Here is a 25,374-nt window from a genome sequence, read left to right as displayed (position 1 = left end):
TCTTCCGTCATCGCGCACTCAGAACTTGTGACGGATCCCCGCGTGAACCATCAGCTGCTTCGAGGTCGACGACAGGTCCGCCGCGCCGGGAATGTAAGCCTGGTCGAGCGACGAGCCCGTCGCATCGCCCGCGATCCGCTGGTACGCGCCCATCAGGTACACGTCCGTGCGCTTCGACAGGCTGTAATCGGCCATCAGCCCGAGCGAATGGATCTTCGGCTTCGCGCTGCCCGTCGTCGCGTCGTAGCGCACCGTCGTGTACACGTACTGCGCACCGACGAACAGCGCCGGCGTGAGCTGGTATTTGCCGTTCACCTCGACGTTCTGGTACCTGATCGACGACACCGCGCCCCCCGCGAGCGGGCCGGTCACCGGCTGGATCGTTTCGTCGCCGAACAGGTAGCCGACGTTCGCGGTCGGCCGCGTGACGTTGCTGTTCGTGTACGCGAGCCCGACCGTCGCGGGCCCCGCCGTATAGTTGATGCCCGCACCGAAGATCCGCAGCCGCGCCGACGCAAAGTTCGCATCGGCACCGACCGGCCCCGAGCCCGCGATCGCGCCGCCCGACGTCGCGCCCGGGTTGTCCGCATTCAGGAAGGCCGCGCCGATCAGCAAGCCGCCCTGCTCGTACTGCGCGCCGACGCTCCACTGCCGGTTGTTCGCAAAGCCCGTGTCGTTGCTGAAACTGTACGTGCCGCCGAACGAGAAGCCGGCGAAATCCGGGCTCGCGTACTTCACCGTGTTGTTCACGCGAAACGTGTTGCCGGTGTTGTCGTTGTCGAGCGGATGCGAGAACGGATAGACGCCCCAGCTGCCGTTCGCGGTCGTCGGCGCGAGATAGTCGACCACCGCATCGTATTGCCGGCCGAGCGTCAGCGTGCCGAACCGCGCGCTGCCGAGCCCGACGTACGCGTGCCGCCCGAACATGCGGCTGCCCTGCGCGAGCGTGCCGCTGTTCACGTTGAAGCCGCTCTCGAGCTGGAACAGCGCGCTGTAGCCGCCGCCCAGGTCCTCGGTGCCCTTCAGCCCCCAGCGGCTGCCTTGCGCGAAGCCGCTTGCCATCTGCCACGCACCGTGGCCGCCGACGTTGTTCGTGTAGTCGATGCCGGCATCGACGAGGCCGTACAACGTGACGCTGCCTTGCGCGAACGCGAACGCGGGCGCTGCACACAGCGCCGGGGCCGCGACGAAAGCCAATCTCCAGTTCATTCGTTTTCCTTATTTATCGTGTCGTGAATGCCGCCTTCCGGGCGTCGCCGCTTACTTCGCGCCGTAGATGTCGAAGTCGAAATACTTGTTGTTGATGCGCTGGTACGTGCCGTTCGCGAGGATCGCCGCAAGCGCGCGGTTGAAGGCGTCACGCAGGTCGTTGTCCTGCTTGCGCAGCCCGAGCCCGTCGCCCTGCCCGAAATACTTCACGTCGTCGATTGCCGCACCGACGAACGCGAAATCCTTGCCCTGCGGTTTCTTCAGGAACCCGTCGCTCGCCGCGATCGACGCCTGGAACGCCGCATCGAGCCGGCCCGTCACGAGATCGGCATACACCTGATCCTGGTTCGGGTACGACACGATCTGCACGCCGGCCCGCTGCCAGTTCGCGATCGCATAGTCAGCCTGCGCGGAACCCTGCTCGACGCCCACGCGCTTGCCCTTCAGCGCGTCGGCCGTCGGCAGCAGCGGCGAGCCCTTGCGCGCGACGAGGCGCGCCGGCGCATTCGAGATCCGGTTCGTGAATGCGATCTGCTGCTGCCGCTTCGGCGTGATCGTCATCGACGACGCAATCACGTCGAACTTGCGCGCGAGCAGCCCCGGAATCATCCCGTCGAAGCTCGACTCGACCCACACGCAGCGCGCATGCAGCTCCGCGCACAACGCGTTCGTGATGTCGATCCCGAAACCCGCCAGCGTGCCGTCGGGCAGCTTGTATTCGAGCGGCGGGTAAGTCGGATCGACCGCGAGGCGGATCTCCTTGCCGGCCCAGTCGCCCGCATGCGCCGCCCCTGCCGCCAGCGCCACCGCGAGCGCCGCCATCCGTTTCCACTGCTTCATTGCCAGTCTCCCTCCTTGTGTGAATCGTCAGTCAAAATCGTGCGGGCCCATCACGCGAGGTAGCGCTCCGCCAGTGCAATCCAGTAGCTCGCGCCGGTGGCGAGGCACGCGTCGTTGAAGTCGTAGCCGGGGTGGTGCAGCCCGCATCCGGCGGCGCCGTCGCCGTTGCCGATCGACAGGTAGCTGCCGGGGCACGCGTTCAGCATGAACGCGAAGTCCTCGCTGGCCGCGATCGGACGCAGATGCGGGATCAGCGCGCCATCGCCGCCCCATTCGCGGGCGACGTCGCGTGCGAACGCGGTCTCCGCTGCGTGATTGACGAGCACCGGGTACTCGTGCCGGTAGTCGATCTCCGCGGTCGCACCATAGCTCGCGGCCTGCCCGTGCACGATCTCGCGAATTCGCCGTTCGAGCAGCGCCCGCACGTCCGGCGAAAGCGCACGCACGCTGAGCGCCAGATCCGCGTGCGACGGAATCACGTTCGACGCGGTGCCCGCATGGATCGAACCGGCCGTCACGATCGCCAGCTCCTGCGGGTTCACGTTGCGCGACACGACGGTCTGCAGCGCCATCACGATCGACGCGCACACGACCACCGGATCGATCGTCGTATGCGGCGCCGCGCCATGCCCGCCGCGCCCGGTCACGCGCACGCGCACCTCGTCGGCCGAGGCCATCGCCGGGCCGTCGCAGAAACCGAGCACGCCGGCCGGCAGCCCCGGCACGTTGTGCATCGCGAACACCGCATCGCACGGAAACTGCGCGAACAGCCCGTCGTCGATCATCCGCTTCGCGCCGCCGAGCCCTTCCTCGGCCGGCTGGAAAATCAGGTTCAGTGTGCCCGTGAAGCGTTCGCGCTCGGCCAGGCAGCGCGCCGCCGCGAGCAGCATCGCCGTGTGACCGTCGTGGCCGCACGCATGCATCACGCCATCGCACCGGCTCGCGTGCGGCAGCCCGGTCGTCTCGCGGATCGGCAGCGCATCCATGTCCGCTCGCAGCCCGAGCCGCTTTCCGGGGCCGCGCGTCAAGGTGCCGACCACGCCCGTGCCGCCGAGCCCGAGCGTCACCCGATAACCCCACGTTGTCAGGAAGCCGGCCACGAGGTCGCTCGTCGCGTGCTCCTCGAAGCCAAGCTCCGGATGTGCGTGCAGCCGGCGGCGCAGCGCGATCATTTCCGCCTCGATGGCCGCCATTTCCGGCTGGATGTGTTTGTGGTCCACCCCGATTCTCCTCGATGCGTTCCGGTTATCGATCGCCCGAATGACCGATCGTGGCCGCATCGTAGGCAGCGAAAATCCCGGCGAACAGCCGCGGTTTCGTTATGATGACAACCTTTCGTTGTCGGGTATCGCACCATGAGCACGATCAAGCTGCATCAGCTGCAGGCGCTCGTCGCGAGCGCGGAGGCCGGGAGCATCCGCGGTGCGGCGCGCACGCTCGGGCTGTCGCAGGCGGCCGTCACGCGCGCGCTGCGCGAGCTGGAGGCGAGCGAACGCCTGCCGCTGCTGGTCCGCGCGCCGGAGGGAATTGGCTTCACCGAATACGGCAAGACGCTGCTCACGCACGCGAAGCTCGTGCTGAAGCAGCTCGAGCACGCGCAGAGCGATCTCGAGCGCATGCGCGGCCGCGTCGAGGGCCGGCTGAGCATCGGCGTCACACCGTGGCTGACGATGACCTTCCTCGCGGAAGCGGTGCTGCGTTTTCGCGCACAAATGCCCGAGGTGCGCCTCGAACTCTACGAAGCGCTGATGGCCGTCGCGCAGCCGCTGTTGCGCGACGGCAGCATGGATTTCGCGCTCGGGCACGTGCAACCGGGCGGCACGCAGGAATTCGCGTTCGAGCCGATGCTGCGCTACGAGACAGCGGTGATGGTGCGCGCCGGCCACCCGCTCGAGCACGCGCGGTCGATCCACGACCTGGTCGACCACGACTGGGTATTGAATTTCGCGGCCGACGGGCAAGCTGCGCTCGTCGATTACCTGTTCACGCGTCACGGCGCCCACATCGACGAACGGCGCATCGTGCGTGCGCAGTCGGTGGCGATGCTGCAGACGATGCTCGAGCAGGCCGACATGTGCACGTGGTGTCCGACGATCCTCGCGGCCGTGCCGTCGTTCGGCGAACGGATGCGCGCATTGAAGTTGCAAGAGACCTTCGAGCCGCGCGACCTCGGGATCGTCACGCGGCGCAGCAGCACGCTCGGCGACGCGGCGCGCTGCTTCATCGACTGCCTGCTGCACGTGATCCGCCGGCATGCGCGATCGGCACGCAAGGCGGATCTCGCGCTGTTCAGGACGCTGTCGCTGCTGATCTGACGCACGGCGAGCGCGGCCCTTTGCCGCGCCGCCGCACACGTCTCGTGCCGCCCGTCAGATCTTCGCGGTCAGCGTGATCCCGACCGTGCGCGGATCGCCATACAGCACCGGATACGCGCCATACGACGGCAGCAGCTCGAGCTTCTTGTAGACCTTGTTGGTCAGGTTCGTCACGTAGCCCGTCACGATGTACTTCTGGTCCGGTGTCGTGTAGGACACGTGCGCGTTCAGCACCGTGTAGCCGCCCTGCCAGAGCTGCGGCATCGTCTGCCGCGTCGCGCTGAAGTACTCGCGGCTGCGGTAGTTCACGTCGCCGCCGGCCGTCAGCGTGCCGAACGACACCGGCACGCGATAGTCGAAGCCCGCATTGATCGTCGTATGCGGCGAGCGCGCGAACGAATTGCCGACGGCGGTCGGCACATAGCGGAACTCCGTGTAGCGCGTGTTCAGCATCCCGAGGTTCGCGAACAGGTAGAGGCTGTTGACCGGCTGCGCCTTCAGCTCCAGCTCGAAGCCGTCCGCGCGCCCCTGCCCCGCGTTCGACAGCGTCGACACCGGCGGGCCGCCGAACGGGTTCGGCGCCAGCGCGAACACCTGGATGTCGCGATAGTCGTAGTGGAACACGCTCGCGTTGACGATCAGCCGCTTGTCGAACCACTCGCTCTTGATGCCGGCTTCGTAGTCGGTCAGGTACTCCGGCGATACGGTCGACACCGTGCTCTGCGTATACGCGTTGCCGTTGTAGCCGCCCGAGCGGAAGCCGCGCGCATAGCGGAAATACGCGCGCACGTTGTTGCTGAGCGCATATTCGGGCGTGAGGTCCCAGGTCGGCGCGCGCCACGTGTTCGTCTGGTTCTGTCGCGCGCTGACCGCGAGCGGCGACGACACCGACGACGGATCCCACCAGCTGCCCGGATTGCTGAACGTCACGTTGCCGGTGCCCTGCAGCCCGGTCAGGTTGATGTTCTTGCGCTCGATCGTGTAACGCAGCCCGCCCGTCACGTTGAAGCGGTCGGTGAACCGGTACTTCACGCTGCCGAAAATCGCCGCGCTCTGCGTGTGCTGCGTGAGGTCGGTCAGGTGGTAGAACGCGGGCGACGGCGAGCCCGGCAGGCCGCCGCCGGCGCCCTGTTCGGCCAGTTGCTCGGTGAACAGGTGCGTGCCGACGAGCCAGCTGAACCGGTCGTTCTGCGGCGATTCGAGGCGGAATTCCTGCGAGAACTGGCGGCTCGACAGGCGATCGTGCGAACGCGCGGCGTCGAACGCGGAATAGTCCTCGTCGTCCTGGTACCAGCGGTGCAGCCCTTCGAACGCGGTGATCGACGTCAGCGTCACCGCCGGGTTGATGCGCCAGTGCGCGGTGAGCGACGTGCCCCACGTCGAGATGTGATCGCTCGACGGCGCATTGAGCGACACCGTGTACGGATCGCTCGACCCGACGAAGCCGAACTGGTTCGCGCCGCCCGGCCCCGCGCCCTGCGCGTGCCACGCGTTGCCGCCGCCCGTGTAGTTGCGGCCGTGGATGTTGAACAGGAAGTCGGTGTCCGAAGTCGGCACGGCCAGCACCTGAAAGCGCACCGCATTGTCGTGGAAGCCGCCGAAGCGCCCTTGCTGCACGGTGTTCGTGTAGAAACTGTCGGCGTTCTCGTGATACACCGACACGCGCGCGGCCAGCACGTCGTTCTTGCCGATCGGCCCGCCGATCGCGGCTTCCGCGAGCCGGCTGTTGTACTGGCCAAGCCCGATCTTGCCGTAGCCGCTCACGTCGAAAATCGGCTTCTGCGACGTGATGCTGAGCGCGCCGCCGACGGTATTCTTGCCCCACAGCGTGCCCTGCGGGCCGCGCAGCACTTCGATGCGGTCGAGGTCGAACAGCGGGAAGCCCTGCCCGAACACGCTGTTGATGTAGACGTCGTCGAAGTACACGCCGATCGGGCTCAGCGACAGGTCCGACGGATCGTTGCTGCCGACGCCGCGCAGGAACCAGCGCGGCCGCTCGCGGCCTTCGGTCGACTGGCCGGTGAAGTTCGGCACATACTTCGTGACGTCGTTCACCACGCGCAACTCGTTGTTCCTGATCGTGTCGCCGCTCAGCGCGCTCACCGCGACCGGCACGTCCTGGATGCTCTCCTTGCGCCGGCGCGCGGTCACCGTCACCGTGCCGAGATTCGTTTCGCGTACGGCCTTGCCTTGGTTCACGCGGGCTGCCTTCGGTGCGGCCGCGGCTGCATCGTCCGCGCCCGGTTGCGCCGGCTTCGCGTCCGGCGCCGCCGTCACCGCGCCATCTTCCGCCCATGCGGGCAACGATACGGTGCCGCCCGTCAGCAGTCCCCCCAGCGCGGTGACGATTAGTTTTTTCCTGAACATCGATGAGTCATCCTGTTTGATCGGTTGAACGCACGTGCGTGCGCGACGCACGGGTTACCTATTGCAATTCGGATGCCAGCATCGAGAAGCCCGTCGCACGGGGCTTCCGGCATGCGCGCGGTGCCGGTGTTGCTGCATGCGCATCTGTGACGGGAAGCAAACTGCTTGTCACGCAACACCGCGCGGATTCCGCAACACCCGGGTCGACGGTCGTCAGGACAGCTTCGCAGTCGCGGACTGCGATGCCTCGCGCCGCGCCGTCGAGACGCGCAGCGCGAACGCAACCAGCACGACGACCGGCAACCAGCACAAAAACACGCGCGGCAACCCGACGACCGGCACGAGCGCGCTGCCGGCCAGCGGGCCGCAGAACGCGCCCGTCATCGACGCGAGGTTGTAGAGGCTCGACACCTGGCTCTTGTCGGCCGGGTGGCGGCCGAGGCGCTGCATGTTGACGAGATGCAGCAGCGACGACCCGGCGCACAGCGCGGCGAGTCCCGCGCCGACGATCCATACGTCACGCGCAAGACCCAGCGCGAGCAAGCCGGCCACGCCACCGGCAAGACTGAGCGCCTGGCAACGGCGCGCGGTCATCCGCTGCGCGACATGCCCGAGCCCGAACAGCGCGACCACCGCGACGACGCCCTGCAGCGTCAGCAGCGCGACGGCTTTGGTTTGCGACAGCCCGAGCGACTGAATCGCCAGCACCACCGTATACGCGCCGGCGAGCGAACGTGTCGCGCTGTTCACGGCTTCCAGCACGAGCTGCTCGCGCACGTCGTGACTCCACGCGAGCGCCAGCAATGCGCGCAGGCCGCCGGTTTCCGGTTGTGTACGAGGTGCCGGAGGCTGCGCGTCGCCGAGCAGCGTCCGGCTGAACAGCGCCATGCCCGCGAAGCTCGCCGATGCCGCGCAGAACGTCGCGACCGCGCCATGCGCGCCGATCAGCCCGCTCGCGAGCCACGGCCCGACCATGCCGGTGCCGACCGACATCGCCGCACGGTACCAGCCGGCGCGCGCGAGGCCGATCTGCGCGAGACGCGCGAGGAACACGCCGTTGATCGACACGATCCGGAACGGGATGCACAGCCCGATCAACACTTGCGTGAGCGCGATCAGCGGCCAGGCGCCGGCAAACGGCACGACGAGATTGAGCAGCATCGGCCCCATGCTCGCGACGAAGTACACGCGCCGCGCGCCGTAGCGCGCGACGAGCAGCCCGGCCGGCAGCGTCATCAACGCGATGCCGAGCGGCTCCATCGCCGCGATGATGCCGAGCCGCGCGCTGTCGACGCCGAGCGCGAGCGCGTACAGCGTCGTCGCGAGCTGCGCCATGCTGATCGTCGTGCCGCTCGCGAGCGCCAGCAGCATGAAGCCGCGGGTGAAGCGCTCGCGCCGCCATGCGTCGGCGACGCGTGCCGGCGCGCTCACCGCGCGGCGCCGCGAGACAGCGTCGCGATGCCGTCGAGTGCGCGCCGGTCGATCCACGCACGCACGTCGAAGTCGGCCGGCAGGAATCGCCACTCGACGAGGAAGCGCTTGAAATCGTCGAGCGCGGCGATCGACGCTTCGTCGAGATCCGTGCGCAGCCGCCGGTGCACGTCCGCGCCGTACGCGAGCCTCAGCCAGTCATGGCCCGATCCCGTCTCGCGGCCGAGATAGCCGAGCACTTCCTGCTCGTGATCGCGCGCCCAGCCTTCGACGTCGGTCACGCGCGCGAGGAAGCGGCTGACGATGTCGGGATGGCGTTCGAGCGTCGACGCATTGACGGTCAGCGGCCGCGGCGAGCCGTTGTTGATACGGATCTGCGGATCGGGATGAAAGCCGATGTCGACGACCGGCTGCGCGCCGATCAGGTGCGCGGTTTCGAGCCCGAGCGACCCCTTCACGTAGATCGCGTCGACGTCGCCGCGCACGAGCGCGGCCGCTTCGGCCGCATAGAGCCGGCGGCTCGACAGGCTCGCGGGATGGCTGAATGCCGCGTCGCGCGTCGCCGGAGTCGACACCGATGCGCGCAGGTTCGACGCGGGCACGTCGATCCATTCGACGTCGGCGGGGCCGAGCCCGTCGAGCGACAGCGCGCTGACGAAGCCGCGCAGCGCCGCCGCACGAAAGATGTCGATACGCTCGCCGTCGCGGCGCGGCAGGCCGATGCGGCGCCCGCGCAGGTCCTTCGGCCGCGTCAGGCCGCTTTCCGGCAGCGCGACGATCGCCTGCGCCTCGTCGACCCAGGTCAGCGCGACCACGCGCGTATCGGCGCCGGCCGCGCGCGCCCACAGCGCGGGAATGCTGCCGCCCTGCCGGAATGCGTTGTCGAGCGAGTGATCGACGTGCGCGTGATGCAGCGCCGCGTGCTGGGTCTCCTGCAGCGCGCGCACGGTGATGCCGTCGCCGGCGAATTCGCTGTCGAGCCAGCCGAGATGCGCGGCGATGCCGAGCGGCGTCGGCACCGGACAGCGCGTGTACCAGATCGACTGGACGTTGGAGGAAGCCGTGATGCTCATGGATGCGTTCGTAGAGGGAGTCGTGAACCGCGCGTCAGCCGCGCGGCGCGGTGAGCACCGACAGCCGCGTGATGCCCGCATGCTCGATCGCGGCCATCAGCTTCGCGACGGTGCCGTACGGCACGTGCTCGTCGGCCTGCAGGTCGAGCGCGACGTCGGGCCGGCCGGCCTTCAGCGCGGCCAGCTCGGCCGGCACGGCGGCCAGTGCGACCGCGCGCTTGTCGAGATACACGACGCCCTTGTCGTCGACGCTCACGGTGACGTTCGGCTTGCGATCGGCCGGCGCCGTGGCGACGGTGTTCGGCAGATTCACGTGCACCGCGTTGTTGAGCAGCGGCGCCGTGACGATGAAGGCGACGAGCAGCACGAGCATCACGTCGACGAGCGGCGTGATGTTGATTTCGCTGAGCACGTCGTCGTTGTCGGAGGAAGAGGAGAAGGCCATTATGCGAACGCCTCCTGGCGGGTGTCGTCGGCACGGCGTGCCGGCGCGGGCGCGGCGGCGGCGGCCGGCACGCGGAAGCCGGCCTTCTGCGCGAGCGTGACGAAATCGGTGGCGAACGCATCGAGATCGGCCGACGCGGCCTTCACGCGACGCACGAAGAAGTTGTACGCGAGCACGGCCGGCACGGCGACCGCGATGCCGATCCCGGTCGCGACGAGCGCCTCGCCGATCGGCCCGGCCACGACGTCGATGCTCGCCGACGCGCTGTGCGTGATCGCGGTCAGCGCATGGATGATGCCGAACACGGTGCCGAACAGGCCGACGAACGGCGCGGTGCTGCCGATCGACGCGAGCACCGCCAGCCCCGCCTCCTCACGCCGGCGCGCATTGTGGATCTGCTGGCGCAGATGGCGTTCGAGCAGGTCGTGGCGGCTCCAGCTGTGTTCGAGATCGTGCGCGCTGCTCTCGTCGGCGCGCCGCAGCGCGTCGAAGCCCGTCGTGGCGAGTTCGCCCACCGGGCTGTTCGCGCCGTCGAGCGCGGCGGCCTCGTGGAAGCTGTTCGCCGCCCAGAACGCGCTGACGTAACGCCGGTTGCGCGCACTCGCCCGCAGGCTCTGGATCGCCTTCACGACGATCAGCGTCCACGTGACGACGGAGAAGACGACGAGCAGCCAGAGCGCGCCCTGGACGATGAAGGTGGTCGGGATACCGTTCATGATGTGAGTTCCTTTGAAAATGTGGCGGGCCGCCCGGCGGGTCAGCCCAGCTTGAAATCGATCGGCACGTTGACCCAGCCGTCGACCGCTTCGTCGCCGCGCTTCGCGGGCACGAACGTCCAGCGCTTCACGGCGGCCACCGCCGCGGTGTCGAGCATGCGGCGGCCGCTGCTCGTGCGGACCTCGACGGAATCGGGCGAGCCGTTCGCGAGCACGTGCACGCGCAGCACGACGCGCCCTTCCCAGCCCTGGTCCTGCGCGAACGCCGGATAGTCGGGCGCCGGGTTGCGCAGGTAGGCCGCGTCGCCGATCGGGGCGGTTTCGCGCACGGGTGCGGCAGGCGCGGCCGGCGCGGGAGCCGGCGTGGCGACGGCGGGCGCCGCCGGTGCGGGGCCGCCTCGCGGGTGGCCTGCGGCGCGGCGGCCGGCACCGGCACCGGCGCCGGATGCGCGACGGCCGCATGCGGCTTCGGCGGAGTCGGCGCCTGCTTCAGCGGCTTCGGCGGCACCGCCGGTGGTGGCGGATGCGCGGCCTGCGGCAACGGTTCGGGCGGCCGCGTCAGCTCGACCGTCATCGGCAGCGGCCGCGGCGGCTGCACGGGCGGCGCGGCAGGCGCGCGCGCGGCCAGCAGCGCGACGCCCGCATGCAACGCCGCGACCGCGAGCGCAATCGCCCCCGTGACGCGCCACGCGCCCGGCTTCGCCTTCGTCTCGTTCGGCCGTGCCGAAGGTGCCGCTGACGGCGGACGCGTCACGGCCGCCGCCCGGCCGCCACCGCGTTCGCACCCGCACGCGGCGCAGCACGCGCCGCGTGCCGACGTGCGGGCGGCACGCCGTATTCGATCGTCAGACCTGTCATGCTCGACTCCTTGCAATGACGCGCCGCGGCGCGCTACGCGACCCACGCATGGCGTTGCCGGTCGATGCGCGTGAACGGCGCCGGATCGATCCACGCACGCGCATCGAAATCCTGTTCGAGAAAACCCCATTCGACGAGGAAGTCCTTGAACGCGACCAGCCCGTCGATCGACGTCTGCGCGAGCCCCGTCTCCAGATGGCGGTGCACGTCCGCGCCGTACGCATAGCGCACCCATTCGTCGGATGCGCGCGTCTCGCGGCCGATATAGGCGACCGTCTCCGCCGGATGGCGCGCGGCCCAGTCGCCCGCCCCCACCACCACCGACAGGAAGCGGCTCACGAGATCGGGGCGCGCGTCGATCAGCGCACGGTCGACGGTCAACGTGCGCGGCGTGCCGTTGCCGATCCGCACGAGCGGATCGGGGTGCGCGCCGAGATCGATGACGACCTGCGCGTCGATCAGATGCACGGTTTCAAGCCCCTCGACGCCTTTCACGAACACCGCGTCCACCTCGCCGCGCACGAGCGCCGCGATCTCGATCCCGTACTCGTGCGGGCCGCGCGTAAACGATGCGGGCCCCGTGCGACGTTCGCGTTCGTCGGGCAGGTCGACCCACTCGGCGTCGCCGTGCCCGAGCCCTTCGAGTTCGAGCGCGCTCAGGAAGCCTTTCAGTGCGGCCGCCCGCCAGAAGTCGATGCTGATCGGATGGCGCGGCAACCCGAGCCGCCGGCCGCGCAGATCGCGCACCGAGCGGATGCCGCGATCGGGCAGCGTGACGATCGCCTGGAATTCGTTGGTCCACGACAGGCCGATCACGCGCGTATCGGCGCCGCGTGCCCGTGCCCACAGCGCGGGGATGTTGCCGCCCTGCCGGAACGAGTGCGGCAGGCTGTGATCGAAATGCGATTCGCGCTTGCCGGCGTCCGCCGTCTCCTGCAGCGAATTCAGCGTGATGCCGTCCGGCCCGAACTCCTCGTCGAACCAGCCGCGGTGCACGGCGATGCCGAGCGCGGTCGGCACCGGGCAGCGCGTGTACCAGAGTGCGTCGCAGGCCGTGGCCTGCGCAGCGAGTGTCGTCATGGTGAATGTCCTTGTCGATGTCGTTGGGTGCCGCGGGAAAGCCGTCGCGCTCATGCGCCGGCCACGCGCAGCGCGGCCTGCGTGCCGCGCGCGTTCAGCGCGCCGTCGACGAGCGGCAGCACTTCCTCGCCCACGCGGTACGCCTCCTCGAGATGCGGATTGCTGGCGAGAATGAACGTCGACACGCCGATGTCGACGTACTCCGCGAGCCGCTCGGCCACCTGCTCGTGGCTGCCGACGATCACGCAGCCGGGGCCGCCGCGAATCTGCGACATCCCCGCCCACAGGTTCGGGCCGACGATCAGGTCGTCGAAGTGCTGCGTGTTGCCCTGGTGCAGCGCGAACTGGCGTTTCGCGCCGACCGACTCCGACGATTCGCCGCGCCCGCCGAAGCCGTTGCGCGTCGCGTCGCTCACCGTCGCGAACATCTGCCGCAACTCGGCCCACGCCTGCTCCTCGGTCTCGCGCGCCAGGATGTCGATGCGCATGCCGAAGCGCAGGTCGCGCTCCGCGTTCTGGCGATCGAGCGCGCGCCGCGCCGCATCGATCACCTCCTTCTGTTTCGCGAGCGGCTCGCCCCAGCTCAGGTGCACGTCGCCGTGCTTCGCGGCGACCGCGAGCGCGGCGTCGCTCGCGCCGGCCAGGTAGATGCGCGGCGGCTTCTGGCCGCTCAGCGGCGGCAGCAGGCCGCCGGCTTCGACGCGGTAGAAGCGGCCGTCGAACGTGTACGGCGCGCCGGCCGCGACGCCCTTCACGACATCGAGGAATTCGTCGGTGCGCGCATAGCGGCTGTCGTGGTCGATGAAGTCGCCGTAGGCACGCTGGTCGGGGCCGCCGCCGCCCGTGACGACGTTCCACTCGACACGCCCGCGGCTGATCCGCTGCAGGCTCGCGGCCATCTGCGCCGCATAGACCGGATGCACGAAATGCGGCTGCAGCGCGATCAGCAGCCGCAACCGGCGCGTCTCGCGCGCCAGTGCGGCCGCCACGACCCACGGTTCCTCGGTAAAACGAAAGATCGGAATCAGCGCGCCGTGGAAGCCGGCGATATCGGCCGCGCGCGCGACCTGCGACAGATAGTCGATGTAGCCGAAATCGTCGTCATCGACTTTCGGCGCGACGCGCGATGCGCGCTGGCGGTTCCATTCGCCGCGCGTATGCAGGTCGTGTGCGCGCCTGCCGTCACCGTGCATCGGCAGGCGCCACAAAAATTCAACAGCCATCGGAGTTCTCCTGGTCGGGCCATTCGGATTGCGTGCGGCATCGGCGTGCCGCGCGTGTGCTGCGCTGTAAAGCACGCGGTGTGCCAACGCGCTCGCCTCGGCGCGTGCGTGGCTGCCGGCGAACCTGCCCGGTGCCTTGCACACCGGCCATCAGCGGCAATCGGATCGCATCCGCCCGCGCTCGCCCATGCCGCGGCGACACGCCCGTACCGCCGTGCTGCACCGGCCGCACCGCTGCTGCGCGCGCAACAGCGGCCGTCGCGACTGTTGCTGGCGCAACAGGCCATGCGTCGGCGCGCGCACCACCTCTCCCGCGCGATGCCCGCGCCGCGTGCGGCCGCGCCGTTTCCGTTCACTGGCCCGGAACTTGCAACGTTGACCGGCCCGCGCGTGCGACACCGACACCGTGCGCGACCGGGCTTCAACCATGCTTACGCAGAGAGGGAATCTCACCCATGACAGACAGGCCCGATTCGTCATCGGACAAGCAACAGACGTTCTGGTACGCCCGCTCGCCCGTGCCGACGCCGCTCGGCATCGCCGTGCATCTCGGCTGGCTCAACGGCGAAACGTCGGCCGATGGCGTCGCGATCCGCTCGCCGCGCGGCGACACGCGGCACGACGTGTCGTCGATCAGCGATCACACGCTCGCGCAGTCGTTCCGCCAGGGCGGCAGCATCCCCGCGATGTGGGCGCGCTCGAACGGCGCGAATACGCGTGTGATCGGGCTGTCGTGGGTCGACGAATCGCAGTTGATCCTCGCGCGGCCCGAATCGGGCATCCGCTCGGTGAAGGCATTGCGCGGGCGCCGCATCGCGATTCCGAGCCGCCCCGACGACCGCATCGACATCTTTCGCGCGTCGGCGCTGCGCGGCTTCGTCAACGCGTTGAGCCTCGACGGGCTGACCACGCGCGACGTCGAACTCGTCGACGTGCGCGCACGCACGCTTCAGGCCGTCGGACCGGCGCGCGCGGCGAACCTGTTCGCGTCGCCGCAAGGCTTTTCGAGCCGCGCGCTGTACGCGGCCGAAGCCGGCGCGCTGCTGCGCGGCGAGGTCGACGCGATCTACGTGAAGGGGTCGACCGGCCTCGAGATCGCGCAACTGATCGGCGCGCACGTGGTGATCGACATCGGCTTTCATCCGGAGCGCGCGATCCGCAACAACAACGGCACGCCGCGCCCGCTGACCGTCAACGCGGACGTGCTCGCGAACCATCCCGACATCGTCGCCGGCTTCCTGAAACTCGTGGTCGCCGCCGGCGAATGGGCCGGCACGCATCCCGACGAAACCGCGCACTACGTGGCCGGCGAAACCGCGTCGTCGATCGACTGGGTCCGCGCCGCGTACGGCAACCAGCTGCACCGGCATCTCGGCGTCAACCTCGACGACGAATCGATCGCCGCGCTCGACGACTTCAAGACGTTCCTGCACGACCACGGCTTTCTGGAAGCCGACTTCGACGTCGCCGACTGGATCGATCCTCGGCCGCTCGCCGACGTGCTGCGGCCGTCACTGCAGAAACGTGCGTGAGCCCCTTTTCCGTTCACTGTTCGGAACCATCATGAAACCCATACTCTCCCTCACGTCGCTGCGCCGCCCGCTGCGCGCGCTGCTCGCCGCGCTGCCGTTGGCCGTCGCGTCGCTCACAGCACCCGCCGCTCACGCTGAAGACGCGCCCAAGGTCGTGCGGATCGCCGTCGTCGCCTATTCGAGCGGCGGCAAGACGCAATACGCGGGCGCCTCCGCGTTGATCGACGCCGACAAGTCGCTCGAGAAGGCGCTCGCCGCGCGACACGTGACGCTGCAATGGGTGCCGGTGTCGACCGCGGCGGTCGGCACGCTCGTGAACGAAGCGTTCACGAACGGCAGCATCGATTTCGCCGGCTACGGCGACCTGCCGTCGGTCGTCGTCAACGCATCGGGCACGCATACGCGCCTGATCGTGCCGGGCGGTGTCGGCAGCAACACGTATCTCGTCGTGCCGGCCGGCTCGACTGCGAAGTCGATCGTCGATCTGAAGGGCAAGCGCATCGCGCTCAATCGCGGCCGGCCGTGGGAAGTCACGTTCAGCAAGCTGCTCGCCGAGAACGGGCTGAAGCTGTCCGACTTCAGGATCTACAACCTCGACCCGCAGGCCGGCGCGGCGGCCGTCGCGGCCGGCCGCGTCGACGGCTTCTTCACGCTGTCCGACGCGTATTCGCTCGTCGACAAGAACGTCGGCAAGATCATCTGGTCGACCAAGACCGCGCCCGACGACTGGAAGATGCGCGCGGAACTGTGGGCGTCCGACGATTTCGTGCGGCGCTACCCCGACATCACGCAGCTCGTCGCGACGGCCTACGTGCGCGCCGCGCACTGGATCTCGCAGCCGCAGAACCGCGACGCGTACGTGAAGATCCCGAGCGCGTCCGGCCAGCCGGAAAGCGTCGTGCGCCGCGAATACGCGGATGAGGCGACACCGTGGAAGGAGCAATGGACGCCGCTCTTCACGCCCGCGCTGACCGGCCACTACCGCGACGTCATCGCGTACAGCCGCCAGGCCGGCCTGACGTCCGCGCCGGTCGACGTGAACGCGCTGCTCGCGCCGACGTTCGTGTCGACCGCGCTCAAGCAGCTCGGGCTCGACGGCTACTGGCGCGCGGACGCGGCGCACGTCGCGAGCCGCTGATGCCAATGCATGCCCTCGCGTCGAACGGCACACGCGCGCTGCGCCTGCCCGGACCCGCACGGCTCGGCGGCATCGCGCTGTGGTGGGCCACGCCCGTCGCGTTCGTCGCGCTGTGGTGGCTTGCGAGCGCGCAGCGCTGGTTCCCGCCTCAGCTCGTCGTGCCGCCGGATCGGCTCGCGGCAACGCTGCGCACGCTGCTCGACACGGGCGAATTGCGCGACAACCTGCTGATCACGCTGCATCGCCTCGCGCTCGGCTTCGTGATCGGTGCGACCGGCGGTGCGGCATTCGGCATCCTGCTTGCGCGCAGCCGGCTGTTCGCCGATTACCTGCGGCCGACGTTCGACCTGCTGCGGCAGGTGCCGACGCTCACGCTGATTCCGCTGCTGATCCTGTTGATCGGCGTCGACGAGCCGCTGAAGCTGGTCGTCGTCGGCAAGGCCGTGTTCTTTCCGGTCGCGCTGGCCGCGTACACGGGCGTGCACGACGCGCCGCGCGATCTCGTCGAGATGGCGCGGCACTACGGGCTCGGCCGCTTCGCGCTGCTGTGCGACGTGCTGCTGCCCGCCGCGTTGCCGCCGCTGCTCACCGGCGTGCGGATCGCACTCGCGCGCGCGTGGCTCGCGCTCGTCGCGGTCGAACTGCTCAGCGCCGACAGCGGGATCGGCCAGATGATGGAACTGGCGCGGCAGATGCTGCGCCTCGACGTCGTGCTCATCGACGTCGCGGTGATCGGGCTGATCGGCTTCGCGATCGACCGGTCGATCGCGCTCGTGCAACGCTACGCATTGCGCTGGCAGACGCCCGCGCGCTGAACGAACAGGTTTCCGAATGATCCTCGCCAAGCCCCCCTTCACGTTCGCGGCGCTGCGCCGCCGTGCGCGCGGCCTCGTCGTGCCGGCCCTGCTGGTCGCCGCATGGCAATACGCTTCGTCAGGCGACGCGGCGCATCAATACGCATTCGTACCGTTGCAGCAGGTTGGCGCCGCGCTCGTCGAACTCGCACGCAGCGGCGAACTCGCAACCGATCTCGGCGCGAGCCTGCGCCGCACGACGCTCGGCCTCGTGGCCGGTGTCGCGGTCGGGCTCGTGTTCGGCGCGGCGATGGCGCGCTCGACGCTTGCGCGCAAGCTCGGCGAGCCGGCGTTCCAGGCGCTGCGCTACGTGCCGGTGCTCGGACTGATTCCGCTGCTGAGCCTGTGGGCCGGCACCGGCGAATTCGCTAAGGTGTTCATCATCGCGCTCGCCGCGTTCTACCCGATGACGACCGCCAGCTTCGACGGGCTGCGCCGCGTCGATCCGCGCTATGTCGAACTCGCGCAGTCGTATCGCCTGACGCGCGCCGGCCTGTGGCGCGACGTGCTGATTCCGGGCGCGCTGCCTGACCTGTTCGCGGGCGTGCTGCAGGCCGTGCCGTTCGCATGGATCACCGCGACCAGCAGCGAGCTGCTGTTCAACGCGGGCGCGGGGGTCGGCAGCCTGATGCAGAACGCGCAGGCGGGCGCACGCGCCGACGTGCTGCTGGTCTGCGTGCTGGGCGTGACGGCGCTCGCCGTCGGGATGAGTGCGCTATGCGAGCGTGTCGCGCAGCGCGCGCTGCGCTGGCGCGATCACGCCTGACGGCGCAGCCGCGCGTCGGCGTCGCCCGCGTCGCGCGGCTTCAGGATGCCGAGCTGCGCGAGCCGCGCACGCACGATGTTGCGCGACTGGTCGAGCAGGCGCGACATGCGCAGCTGGTTGTGCTCGCTGTAGTCGAACACGCTGCGGTAGACGGTGTCCTCGATGTGCTGCCACAGCGACGGCGTGCCGAGATCCAGCAGCTCGATCACCGCGTGGCGCAGCGCATCGGTCGCCTCGGCCACGTCGCGCGCACGGCGCGGCGGCGCCGCCGCAGCGGCGCGCGGGTCGCCGGCATCGGGCGCAAGCGACAGCGCGGAAAACTGCAGGTCGCTCACATCGATCGCGCCGCCCGCGCAGATCAGCACCGCGTGGTGGATCACGTTCTCGAGTTCGCGGATGTTGCCGGGCCACGCATGCGCATGCAGCCTGGCGCGCGCGGCGTCCGTCAGCGTCGGCGCAGCCACGCGCAGCCGCTTCGCGTAGGTGTCGATGAAGTGTTCGATCAGCGGCGCGATGTCGCCGGGCCGCTCGCGCAGCGGCAGCAGGCTCAGCTTCACGACGTTGAGCCGGTAGTACAGATCCTCGCGGAAATTGCCCGCGCGCACCGCGGCTTCGAGATTCACGTTGGTCGCCGCGACGAGCCGCACGTCGATCTTCACGGTCTTGCGCGAGCCGACCGGCGTCACTTCGCGCTCCTGCAGCACACGCAACAGCTTCACCTGCGCGGACAGCGGCAGGTCGCCCACCTCGTCGAGAAACAGCGTGCCGCGATTCGCGGATTCGAACCAGCCGGGCTGGCTGTTGATCGCGCCGGTAAATGCGCCGCGTTCATGGCCGAACAGCTCGCTCTCGATCAGCGTCTCGGAGAATGCGCCGCAGTTGACCGCGACGAACGGGCCGTCACGACGCTCGCTCAAGGAATGCACGAGGCGCGCGATCAGCTCCTTGCCGGTGCCGCTCTCGCCGGTGACGAGCACGGTCGCATCGCTTGGCGCGACGAGCTGGATGCGCTCGAGCAGCACCCGCGATTTGGGATCGTCGAACGTCAGCGCCTTCGCACGAATCGTGATCGCATGCGAAGTCGGGTCCGGCAAGCTGAAGATGGCCATGGCACGACCGGCGTATTGAACGGGGAAGGTTCGACGATAGCAAGGCGCGCGCCGGCCACGAACCAATTCATCGAGCTATCGGTATGACGGCGGCCGGAATGCGCCGGCCGCCGCGCGGCATCACGCGAGGCCGGTCATCTTCCATTGCTGCTCGAGCGCGCCCGGCCCGAATTCGAGCGAGCCGCCGAGCGGTTCCGCGAGCGCCTGGAAATACGCGGCTTCCTCGAGGATCAGGATGTACTTCGACACGTCGAGGATCGATTTGCCCCAGAACGTCGCGCCGCCGTTCGCCTCGATGATCGCCGGCACCTCGGGGTCGCGGCGGATCGTGTCGACGATGAAGCGCGGCTCGCCGGGGCGGCGATCGACATACACCGGAATCTCGCGGGCGCGCGTGTAGCGTGCGGCCGGCGCATAGCGGATCGGCAGCGGGCGATGCGCGCTCGCCCAGGCGCCGAGGTACGGGCCGTGCACGTGGATCACGACGCCGACTTCCGGCGCCTCACGGAACACGTCCGCATAGCGCGGCCCGTTGCCGCCCGCGCGCGCGTCGCCGTGCAGCACGTCGCCGTCGAACGTCACGACGACGGGCTGGATCTCCTGCGACGCGGCCCACGGGCTCGGCGCCGACAGTGCGACGACAAGTTCCGTGCCCGGCACGCGCTGGAACGCCTGGAACGTGTTGGTCGCGGACAGCGTGCGCGTGTCCTTCAGCACGCGTTCGGCCTGCGTGAATTCGCGCGTGGCGCGCTCGACGAATGCCACGAGTTCGCCGCTGTCGATGGTCGAGGTGACTGGCATGAGGACGGTTTCCTTGATCGGGTGAACGGATGGGCTCGCATCGCGATGTCGGAACGCCGCGACGCACGGCTACCGGATCAGCAGCAATCGTGCCAGCCGGCCATGCGTGCGCCAAAGCCCCGCGCGACGGGGCGCGTGCGCCTTGCACGACGCGCGCCTTGCGATCCACGTACGCGCCTCTGTTGCGGGAGCAACAGCCTGCCGGCCCGGATTGCTGCGCGGCACGCAGCCGGTCCATGCGCGGACGGCCCGACACGCCACGCGATGGCCCGTCGCATCGTGCGCCGCCGCTGCAACGCGCGCGCTGGTTCGAAACTTGCGTCGTGATCGGCCCGCGCCGCGCACCGCCCGGCACGTCCGATCCGACTTCACCGACATCCATCCGACCATGACGCTTCTCCCCCTGCGCGGCCATGCCGCGCGCACGCTGCTCGCTTCGGCGCTCGCCGTCTCGTCGCTCCTCTCGCATGCGGCTTCACCGGGCCGCGTCCCCGCCCCCGATCCGCTTCAGGGCGACGGCCGCGTGTCCGCGTTCTACACGTGGGACCGCGACATTCCGGCGACGCCCGGCGTGCTACTGCGCACCGAGCCGCTTCCGGCAACGCTCGGGCTCGCGAGCGCCGGGCGCCAGCTGCGCATCCTCTATGCATCGACCGACGGCGTCGCCGGGCGCACGCCGATCGCCGTGTCGGGTGCGCTGTTCGTGCCGCGCGGCACGCCGCCCGCGGGCGGCTGGCCGATCGTCGCATGGGCGCACGGCACGTTCGGGATGGCCGACATCTGCGCGCCGTCGTGGTTCGGCCGCTCGTATCGCGACGTGCGTTACCTGAACGCGTGGCTGCAGCAAGGGTTCGCGGTCGTCGCGACCGACTACCAGGGGCTCGGCACGCCCGGCCCGAATCCGCAGCTCAACAACCGCTCGAACAGCTACACGCTGCTCGACAGCGTGCGCGCGGTGCTCGGCGGCGTGCCGGGCCTCGCGAACGAGGTCGTGCTCGTCGGCCAGTCGCAAGGCGGCTCGGCCGTGTTCGCGGCGGCCGGCTACGCGCCCGCCTATGCGCCCGAACTCGCGATCCGCGCGACCGTTGCCACCGGGACGATCTACAACGCGTCGCCCGCCACGCTCGCGTCGCTGCCGAAGTTCGAGAGCGCGTACCGGCGCGATCCCGAGCGCGTCGATCCGACGCTCGCGTACCAGTTCTACTCGGTGCTCTCCGCGCAGCAGTTCGACCCGTCGCTGCGTGCGGACGAAGTGCTGACCGAGCAGGCATTGCCGATCCTCGAACAGTCGCGCATCAGTTGCCTTGCATCGCTCGAGGACGACGCGGCGCTCGCGCACCTCACGCACGCGAACACCGTGAAGCCCGGCGGCGACGCGCGGCTGAAGGCATGGTGGGACGCGTACCTCAAGTACCCGACGCTGAAGATCGCCACGCCCGTCTTCATCGGTGCGGGGGCCGACGACGGGCTCGCGCCGCTCGAACTCGCGCTCGCGAAGGACGCATGCGCGGCCGGCACGACGGTCGAGGCGCACCTGTATGCGGGCCGCGAACACAACGGCACCGTGAATGCGTCGCTCGCCGATTCGATCCCGTTCGTGAAGCGCGTGCTCGCCGGCGAGACGATCCGCCCGGTCTGCACGCCCGCCGCCCAGCAGGCCGTGTCGCAATAGCGGGAGCGACGCGCTTTTGCACGACGGCGCGAATGCATTTCGGAATCCGTTATTGGATTGCGCCGCCGCGCATTTTTATACTCGTCAGCACTCTCTGTTAAAGAGTGCCAGCCAATTTCAACAGATCAGCACAGGACGAACCAATGAGCCTACGCCCCTTGCACGACCGCGTGATCGTGAAACGACTCGACCAGGAAACCACCACCGCATCGGGCATCGTGATCCCCGACAGCGCGGCGGAAAAGCCCGACCAGGGTGAAGTGATCGCCGTCGGCCCCGGCCGCAAGGATACGGACGGCCAGCGCATCGTGCCCGACCTGCAGGTCGGCGAACGCGTGCTGTTCGGCAAATACGCGGGGCAAGCCGTCAAGGTGGACGGCAACGAGTTTCTCGTGCTGCGCGAGGAAGACATCGTCGCGGTCGTCAATCAATAACGGAGCGAAATCATGGCAGCGAAGGAAATCATTTTCAGCGACGTCGCACGGGCCAAGCTGACGGAAGGCGTGAACATTCTCGCGAACGCGGTGAAGGTCACGCTCGGGCCGAAGGGCCGCAACGTCGTGCTCGAACGCAGCTTCGGCGCGCCCGTCGTCACGAAGGACGGCGTGTCGGTCGCGAAGGAAATCGAACTCGCGGACAAGCTGCAGAACATCGGCGCGCAGCTCGTGAAGGAAGTTGCATCCCGCACCAGCGATGCGGCCGGCGACGGCACCACGACGGCCACCGTGCTCGCACAGGCGATCGTTCGTGAAGGCCAGAAATACGTCGCGGCCGGGCTCAACCCGCTCGACCTGAAGCGCGGCATCGACAAGGCCGTCGCGGCGGCCGTCGACGAGCTGAAGAAGATCAGCCGCCCGACCACCACGAGCAAGGAAATCGCACAGGTCGCGACGATCTCCGCGAACGGCGAGGAATCGATCGGCCAGCGCATCGCGGAAGCGATCGACCGCGTCGGCAAGGAAGGCGTGATCACCGTCGAGGACGGCAAGTCGCTCGCGGACGAGCTCGATGTGGTCGAAGGGCTGCAGTTCGATCGCGGCTACCTGTCGCCGTACTTCATCAACAATCCCGACAAGCAGATCGCCGAGATCGAAAGCCCGTACATCCTGCTGCACGACAAGAAGATCTCGAACATCCGCGACCTGCTGCCGGTGCTCGAACAGGTCGCGAAGTCGGGCCGGCCGCTGCTGATCATCGCGGAAGATGTCGAAGGCGAAGCGCTCGCGACGCTGGTCGTGAACAACATCCGCGGGATCCTGAAGACGGTCGCCGTGAAGGCGCCGGGCTTCGGCGACCGCCGCAAGGCGCTGCTCGAGGACATCGCGATCCTCACCGGCGGGCAGGTGATCGCCGAGGAAACGGGCCTGACGCTCGAGAAGGCGACGCTCGCCGAACTCGGCCAGGCCAAGCGCATCGAGGTCGGCAAGGAAAACACGACCGTGATCGACGGCGCGGGCGATGCGAAGAACATCGAAGCACGCGTGAAGCAGATCCGCGTGCAGATCGACGAAGCGACGTCGGACTACGACCGTGAAAAGCTGCAGGAACGCGTCGCGAAACTCGCGGGCGGTGTCGCGGTGATCAAGGTCGGCGGGGCCACCGAAATCGAAGTGAAGGAAAAGAAGGACCGCGTCGACGACGCGCTGCACGCCACGCGCGCGGCCGTCGAGGAAGGCATCGTGCCGGGCGGCGGCGTCGCGCTGATCCGCGTGCGGCAGGCGATCCGCGAGTTGCAGGGCGTGAACGCCGATCAGAACGCGGGCATCAAGATCGTGCTGCGCGCGCTCGAGGAACCGCTGCGCCAGATCGTCACGAACGCGGGCGAGGAAGCGAGCGTCGTCGTCGCGAAGGTGGCCGAGGGCTCGGGCAACTTCGGGTACAACGCGCAGACCGGCGAATACGGCGACCTCGTCGAATCGGGCGTGCTCGATCCGACCAAGGTCACGCGCACGGCGCTGCAGAACGCGGCGTCGGTCGCGGGGCTGCTGCTGACCACCGATGCGACCGTGTTCGAAGCGCCGAAGGATGCGGCGCCGGCGGCGGCGCCGGGCGGCCCGGGTGCGGGTGGGCCGGGGTTCGATTTCTGATGACCCGACGCGCATGCCGGTTCGCCGGCATGCGCGCCAGCTTGCAGACTCCCATTGCGCGTGGCGACGACAGTCGTCACGCGTTTTTTATTTTGTGCGCCGGTCCGCACGGGCCACGCCACCTTTACGACCTTTTTACTTGCGCCCGCGCATGCGTTCACTAGAATGTGTTCGCAATCGATCCATCACCGAGTACGCACATGCGCATCCGAAGTCCTCGCCCTCCGAGTTGCTTTTCTGCCTGACAGGCAGGACGCCTGCGTCTCTCTTTTCCCGAGCCACCGTCCTGCCAGCAGGCGGACGGTGCGCGCCGTAGTCTTTCCCGTGCACGCTTGAACACGACGTCGATGCGTTAGCCGCGCATCGCGCAGGTCAGCTTGTTCGCGCGGAATTTCCCGTATCACGACACGCCATCGATCCGCCGCCCCGGCAACGTTCGGCTGGAATGCCTCGCATCACGCATGCCGATCCAGCCTCATTACTTTGCATACCTGATTTAGCCGACGGAAGTTTCCGATACCGGAGCACGAACATGTTCGAGATCGACAAGCAGTACACCCGCGAATTCATCCACACCGCGTGCGGCGGCAGCAAACAGGCGTTCCTGCCGACGAAGAACGGCAAGGTCGTGGCCGCCTGCCTGCGCACGGACCTCAACCCGCACGCACCCGACGTGATCCTCTGCGACGGCAGCGCGTCCGCAAGAGCAGCCGGGAGGACGCTCGCCGCACAACGCGACGCGATTCCGGTGTTCATCCGCATGGCAACCGACGCGTACCGCTTCGTCGGCCAGTACGTCGTCAGCGAATCGCTCACCGCACCGCTCGACTGCGCGCCTTATGTGCGCAACAGCAGCTTCACGCCCGGGCAGATCTCGCGCGTGCTCAAGCTCAAGCGCTGCTGACCCGCTTGACGGGCGCCTCGCGCGCCCAGCCCCGGTCAACTTTCATACAGGAGCAATCATGCTTGGCCTGACGTTCTGGAAACACGTGATCGGTGCGCGGACCGATGCAATCCGCACTGACAGGGCGGCTGCACACGACCGGCACCGACGGGTGTCGAGAACGCTCGTGCTGACGAGTGCCGCGGTTGCGTTCACGGCGATCGCGTTCGGCGCGCCGGTGGTCGGCATTTCGGTGTTTCTGCTGACGACGCTGCCGTTCGTGCTGTCGGGTACCTGAAGCGGAAGGTGCCGGGCCCGGTTCCATCGGCGATCGATACACAATTTTGATGCCGGGCCCGCGCGTATCTAACACCGTCTTTACGCGGTTTTGTCTAGGATTTCCCTGTCATCCCGACACGGAGAGATCCGCATGCAAACGCAGCAGGCCGCCGCCGGCGGCCAACCCGACCTTCCCTACCGACGCGGCGGCGCACCGCTCGCGACCCGGCTGGCCGACGCCTGCCCGCCGGACAACATCCTGCTCGACGTACCGGTCGAAAGCGCGATCCAGTTGTTCGACCTCGTCGCGCGACATATCGAGCGCAGCAGCGGCGTATCCGCGGAACGGATCAGGACCGAACTGACGAAGCGCGAGCAACTCGGCTCGACCGGCCTCGGCCAGGGCGTCGCGATTCCGCATGCGCGTGTCGCCGGCCTCCGCTCGGCCATCGCGCTGTTCGTTCGCGCGCAGTATCCGTTCCCCTTCAATGCACCGGATCGCAAGCCCGTGCGCGAATTCATCGTGCTGGCCCTGCCGCGGGAAGACAACCGCGCGCACCTCGAACTGCTCGCCGACGCGGCGCGCTGTTTCAGCGAACGCCCGTTCCGGCAGGCGTCGCGCGACGCGCTGACGCCCGACGAGATTCACCAGCTGATGCAACGCACGTATTGATGCCGTCTTGATGCCGCGTCGTG

At 68.7% G+C, this 25,374-nt stretch carries 24 protein-coding genes; 11 read left to right on the top strand and 13 right to left on the bottom strand.

Annotated features, from left to right (window positions below; translation table 11 throughout):
- Nucleotides 1-18: 18 nt before the first annotated feature.
- Genes LXE91_RS28105 through LXE91_RS28095 form a run of 3 tightly spaced genes read right to left on the bottom strand, consistent with a single transcriptional unit; the run spans nt 19 to nt 3,221 of the window.
- Nucleotides 19-1,209, bottom strand: a complete 1,191-nt coding sequence (locus tag LXE91_RS28105) for a porin (RefSeq protein ID WP_039354423.1) — start codon at nt 1,207-1,209, stop codon at nt 19-21.
- A 51-nt stretch (nt 1,210-1,260) separates the two neighbouring features.
- Entirely contained in the window at nt 1,261-2,049 is a 789-nt protein-coding gene (locus LXE91_RS28100) for an ABC transporter substrate-binding protein (protein ID WP_039354420.1), read from the bottom strand.
- A gap of 50 nt (nt 2,050-2,099) precedes the next feature.
- Nucleotides 2,100-3,221, bottom strand: a complete 1,122-nt coding sequence (locus LXE91_RS28095; protein ID WP_095145854.1) for a M20 aminoacylase family protein — start codon at nt 3,219-3,221, stop codon at nt 2,100-2,102.
- 183 nt (nt 3,222-3,404) lie between these two features.
- Between LXE91_RS28095 and LXE91_RS28090 the strand changes: the two genes are divergently transcribed.
- On the top strand, nt 3,405-4,364 hold the full coding sequence (locus tag LXE91_RS28090) for a LysR substrate-binding domain-containing protein (protein ID WP_039354416.1): 960 nt from the start codon (nt 3,405-3,407) through the stop codon (nt 4,362-4,364).
- 54 nt (nt 4,365-4,418) lie between these two features.
- On the opposite strand, the gene LXE91_RS28085 is transcribed toward LXE91_RS28090, so the two are convergent.
- From LXE91_RS28085 to LXE91_RS28050, 8 genes are all read right to left on the bottom strand, one after another.
- Nucleotides 4,419-6,731, bottom strand: coding sequence for a TonB-dependent receptor (locus LXE91_RS28085; RefSeq protein WP_039354414.1), 2,313 nt, complete (start codon nt 6,729-6,731; stop codon nt 4,419-4,421).
- 213 nt (nt 6,732-6,944) lie between these two features.
- Nucleotides 6,945-8,162, bottom strand: a complete 1,218-nt coding sequence (locus LXE91_RS28080; protein WP_039354412.1) for an MFS transporter — start codon at nt 8,160-8,162, stop codon at nt 6,945-6,947.
- Complete coding sequence (locus LXE91_RS28075; RefSeq protein ID WP_052760171.1) at nt 8,159-9,235, bottom strand: ABC transporter substrate-binding protein; 1,077 nt, start codon at nt 9,233-9,235, stop codon at nt 8,159-8,161. The genes LXE91_RS28080 and LXE91_RS28075 overlap by 4 nt, the downstream gene beginning before the upstream one ends.
- A 34-nt stretch (nt 9,236-9,269) precedes the next feature.
- The gene (locus LXE91_RS28070) at nt 9,270-9,680 is read right to left on the bottom strand and encodes an ExbD/TolR family protein (protein WP_009694203.1); all 411 of its coding nucleotides are present in this window, start codon (nt 9,678-9,680) and stop codon (nt 9,270-9,272) included.
- Complete coding sequence (locus LXE91_RS28065) at nt 9,680-10,396, bottom strand: MotA/TolQ/ExbB proton channel family protein (RefSeq protein ID WP_039354409.1); 717 nt, start codon at nt 10,394-10,396, stop codon at nt 9,680-9,682. Before LXE91_RS28065 ends, LXE91_RS28070 begins: the two co-directional genes overlap by 1 nt.
- 41 nt (nt 10,397-10,437) lie before the next feature.
- Nucleotides 10,438-10,725 (bottom strand): energy transducer TonB, encoded by a 288-nt coding sequence (locus tag LXE91_RS28060; protein WP_083264193.1) that lies wholly within the window; start codon nt 10,723-10,725, stop codon nt 10,438-10,440.
- 562 nt (nt 10,726-11,287) lie between these two features.
- Nucleotides 11,288-12,334: an ABC transporter substrate-binding protein gene (locus tag LXE91_RS28055; protein WP_039354360.1), complete on the bottom strand. Its 1,047-nt coding sequence runs from the start codon at nt 12,332-12,334 to the stop codon at nt 11,288-11,290.
- A gap of 50 nt (nt 12,335-12,384) precedes the next feature.
- A complete protein-coding gene (locus tag LXE91_RS28050) occupies nt 12,385-13,557 on the bottom strand; it encodes an LLM class flavin-dependent oxidoreductase (protein WP_039354359.1) in 1,173 nt (390 codons plus the stop codon).
- Nucleotides 13,558-14,012: 455 nt separating this feature from the next.
- Here LXE91_RS28050 and LXE91_RS28045 point away from each other — a divergent pair, with 455 nt between their 5' ends.
- The 4 genes from LXE91_RS28045 to LXE91_RS28030 are packed head-to-tail and all read left to right on the top strand — an operon-like array spanning nt 14,013 to nt 17,847.
- A complete protein-coding gene (locus LXE91_RS28045) occupies nt 14,013-15,089 on the top strand; it encodes an ABC transporter substrate-binding protein (protein ID WP_039354357.1) in 1,077 nt (358 codons plus the stop codon).
- 31 nt (nt 15,090-15,120) lie between these two features.
- Nucleotides 15,121-16,227 (top strand): PhnD/SsuA/transferrin family substrate-binding protein, encoded by a 1,107-nt coding sequence (locus LXE91_RS28040; RefSeq protein ID WP_046196700.1) that lies wholly within the window; start codon nt 15,121-15,123, stop codon nt 16,225-16,227.
- Nucleotides 16,227-17,042: an ABC transporter permease gene (locus tag LXE91_RS28035; protein ID WP_039354356.1), complete on the top strand. Its 816-nt coding sequence runs from the start codon at nt 16,227-16,229 to the stop codon at nt 17,040-17,042. Before LXE91_RS28040 ends, LXE91_RS28035 begins: the two co-directional genes overlap by 1 nt.
- Before the next feature lie 16 nt (nt 17,043-17,058).
- Nucleotides 17,059-17,847, top strand: coding sequence for an ABC transporter permease (locus LXE91_RS28030; protein WP_039354354.1), 789 nt, complete (start codon nt 17,059-17,061; stop codon nt 17,845-17,847).
- On the opposite strand, the gene LXE91_RS28025 is transcribed toward LXE91_RS28030, so the two are convergent.
- Together LXE91_RS28025 and LXE91_RS28020 are read right to left on the bottom strand one after the other, a co-directional pair.
- Entirely contained in the window at nt 17,838-18,956 is a 1,119-nt protein-coding gene (locus LXE91_RS28025) for a sigma-54 interaction domain-containing protein (protein ID WP_039354352.1), read from the bottom strand. The two genes, LXE91_RS28030 and LXE91_RS28025, sit on opposite strands and share 10 nt — an antisense overlap.
- Before the next feature lie 120 nt (nt 18,957-19,076).
- Nucleotides 19,077-19,757, bottom strand: a complete 681-nt coding sequence (locus LXE91_RS28020) for a class II aldolase/adducin family protein (RefSeq protein ID WP_039354350.1) — start codon at nt 19,755-19,757, stop codon at nt 19,077-19,079.
- Nucleotides 19,758-20,145: 388 nt separating this feature from the next.
- Between LXE91_RS28020 and LXE91_RS28015 the strand changes: the two genes are divergently transcribed.
- The 6 genes from LXE91_RS28015 (at nt 20,146) to LXE91_RS27990 (ending at nt 25,351) form a co-directional block, all read left to right on the top strand.
- The gene (locus LXE91_RS28015) at nt 20,146-21,429 is read left to right on the top strand and encodes a lipase family protein (protein WP_039354690.1); all 1,284 of its coding nucleotides are present in this window, start codon (nt 20,146-20,148) and stop codon (nt 21,427-21,429) included.
- Between the two features lie 143 nt (nt 21,430-21,572).
- A complete protein-coding gene (locus LXE91_RS28010; protein WP_011694564.1) occupies nt 21,573-21,863 on the top strand; it encodes a co-chaperone GroES in 291 nt (96 codons plus the stop codon).
- Between the two features lie 12 nt (nt 21,864-21,875).
- Entirely contained in the window at nt 21,876-23,516 is a 1,641-nt protein-coding gene (groL, locus tag LXE91_RS28005; protein ID WP_039354347.1) for a chaperonin GroEL, read from the top strand.
- Nucleotides 23,517-24,048: 532 nt separating this feature from the next.
- Nucleotides 24,049-24,420 (top strand): DUF6697 family protein, encoded by a 372-nt coding sequence (locus LXE91_RS28000; protein ID WP_039354345.1) that lies wholly within the window; start codon nt 24,049-24,051, stop codon nt 24,418-24,420.
- Nucleotides 24,421-24,478: 58 nt separating this feature from the next.
- Nucleotides 24,479-24,697: a hypothetical protein gene (locus LXE91_RS27995; RefSeq protein ID WP_220497336.1), complete on the top strand. Its 219-nt coding sequence runs from the start codon at nt 24,479-24,481 to the stop codon at nt 24,695-24,697.
- A 132-nt stretch (nt 24,698-24,829) separates the two neighbouring features.
- Nucleotides 24,830-25,351, top strand: coding sequence for a PTS sugar transporter subunit IIA (locus LXE91_RS27990; protein WP_052760170.1), 522 nt, complete (start codon nt 24,830-24,832; stop codon nt 25,349-25,351).
- Nucleotides 25,352-25,374: the final 23 nt, after the last annotated feature.

This window comes from Burkholderia contaminans (assembly GCF_029633825.1).
In the GTDB taxonomy this organism is placed as follows: Bacteria; Pseudomonadota; Gammaproteobacteria; order Burkholderiales; family Burkholderiaceae; genus Burkholderia; species Burkholderia contaminans.
This window is presented reverse-complemented; position numbering and strand designations above follow the sequence as displayed.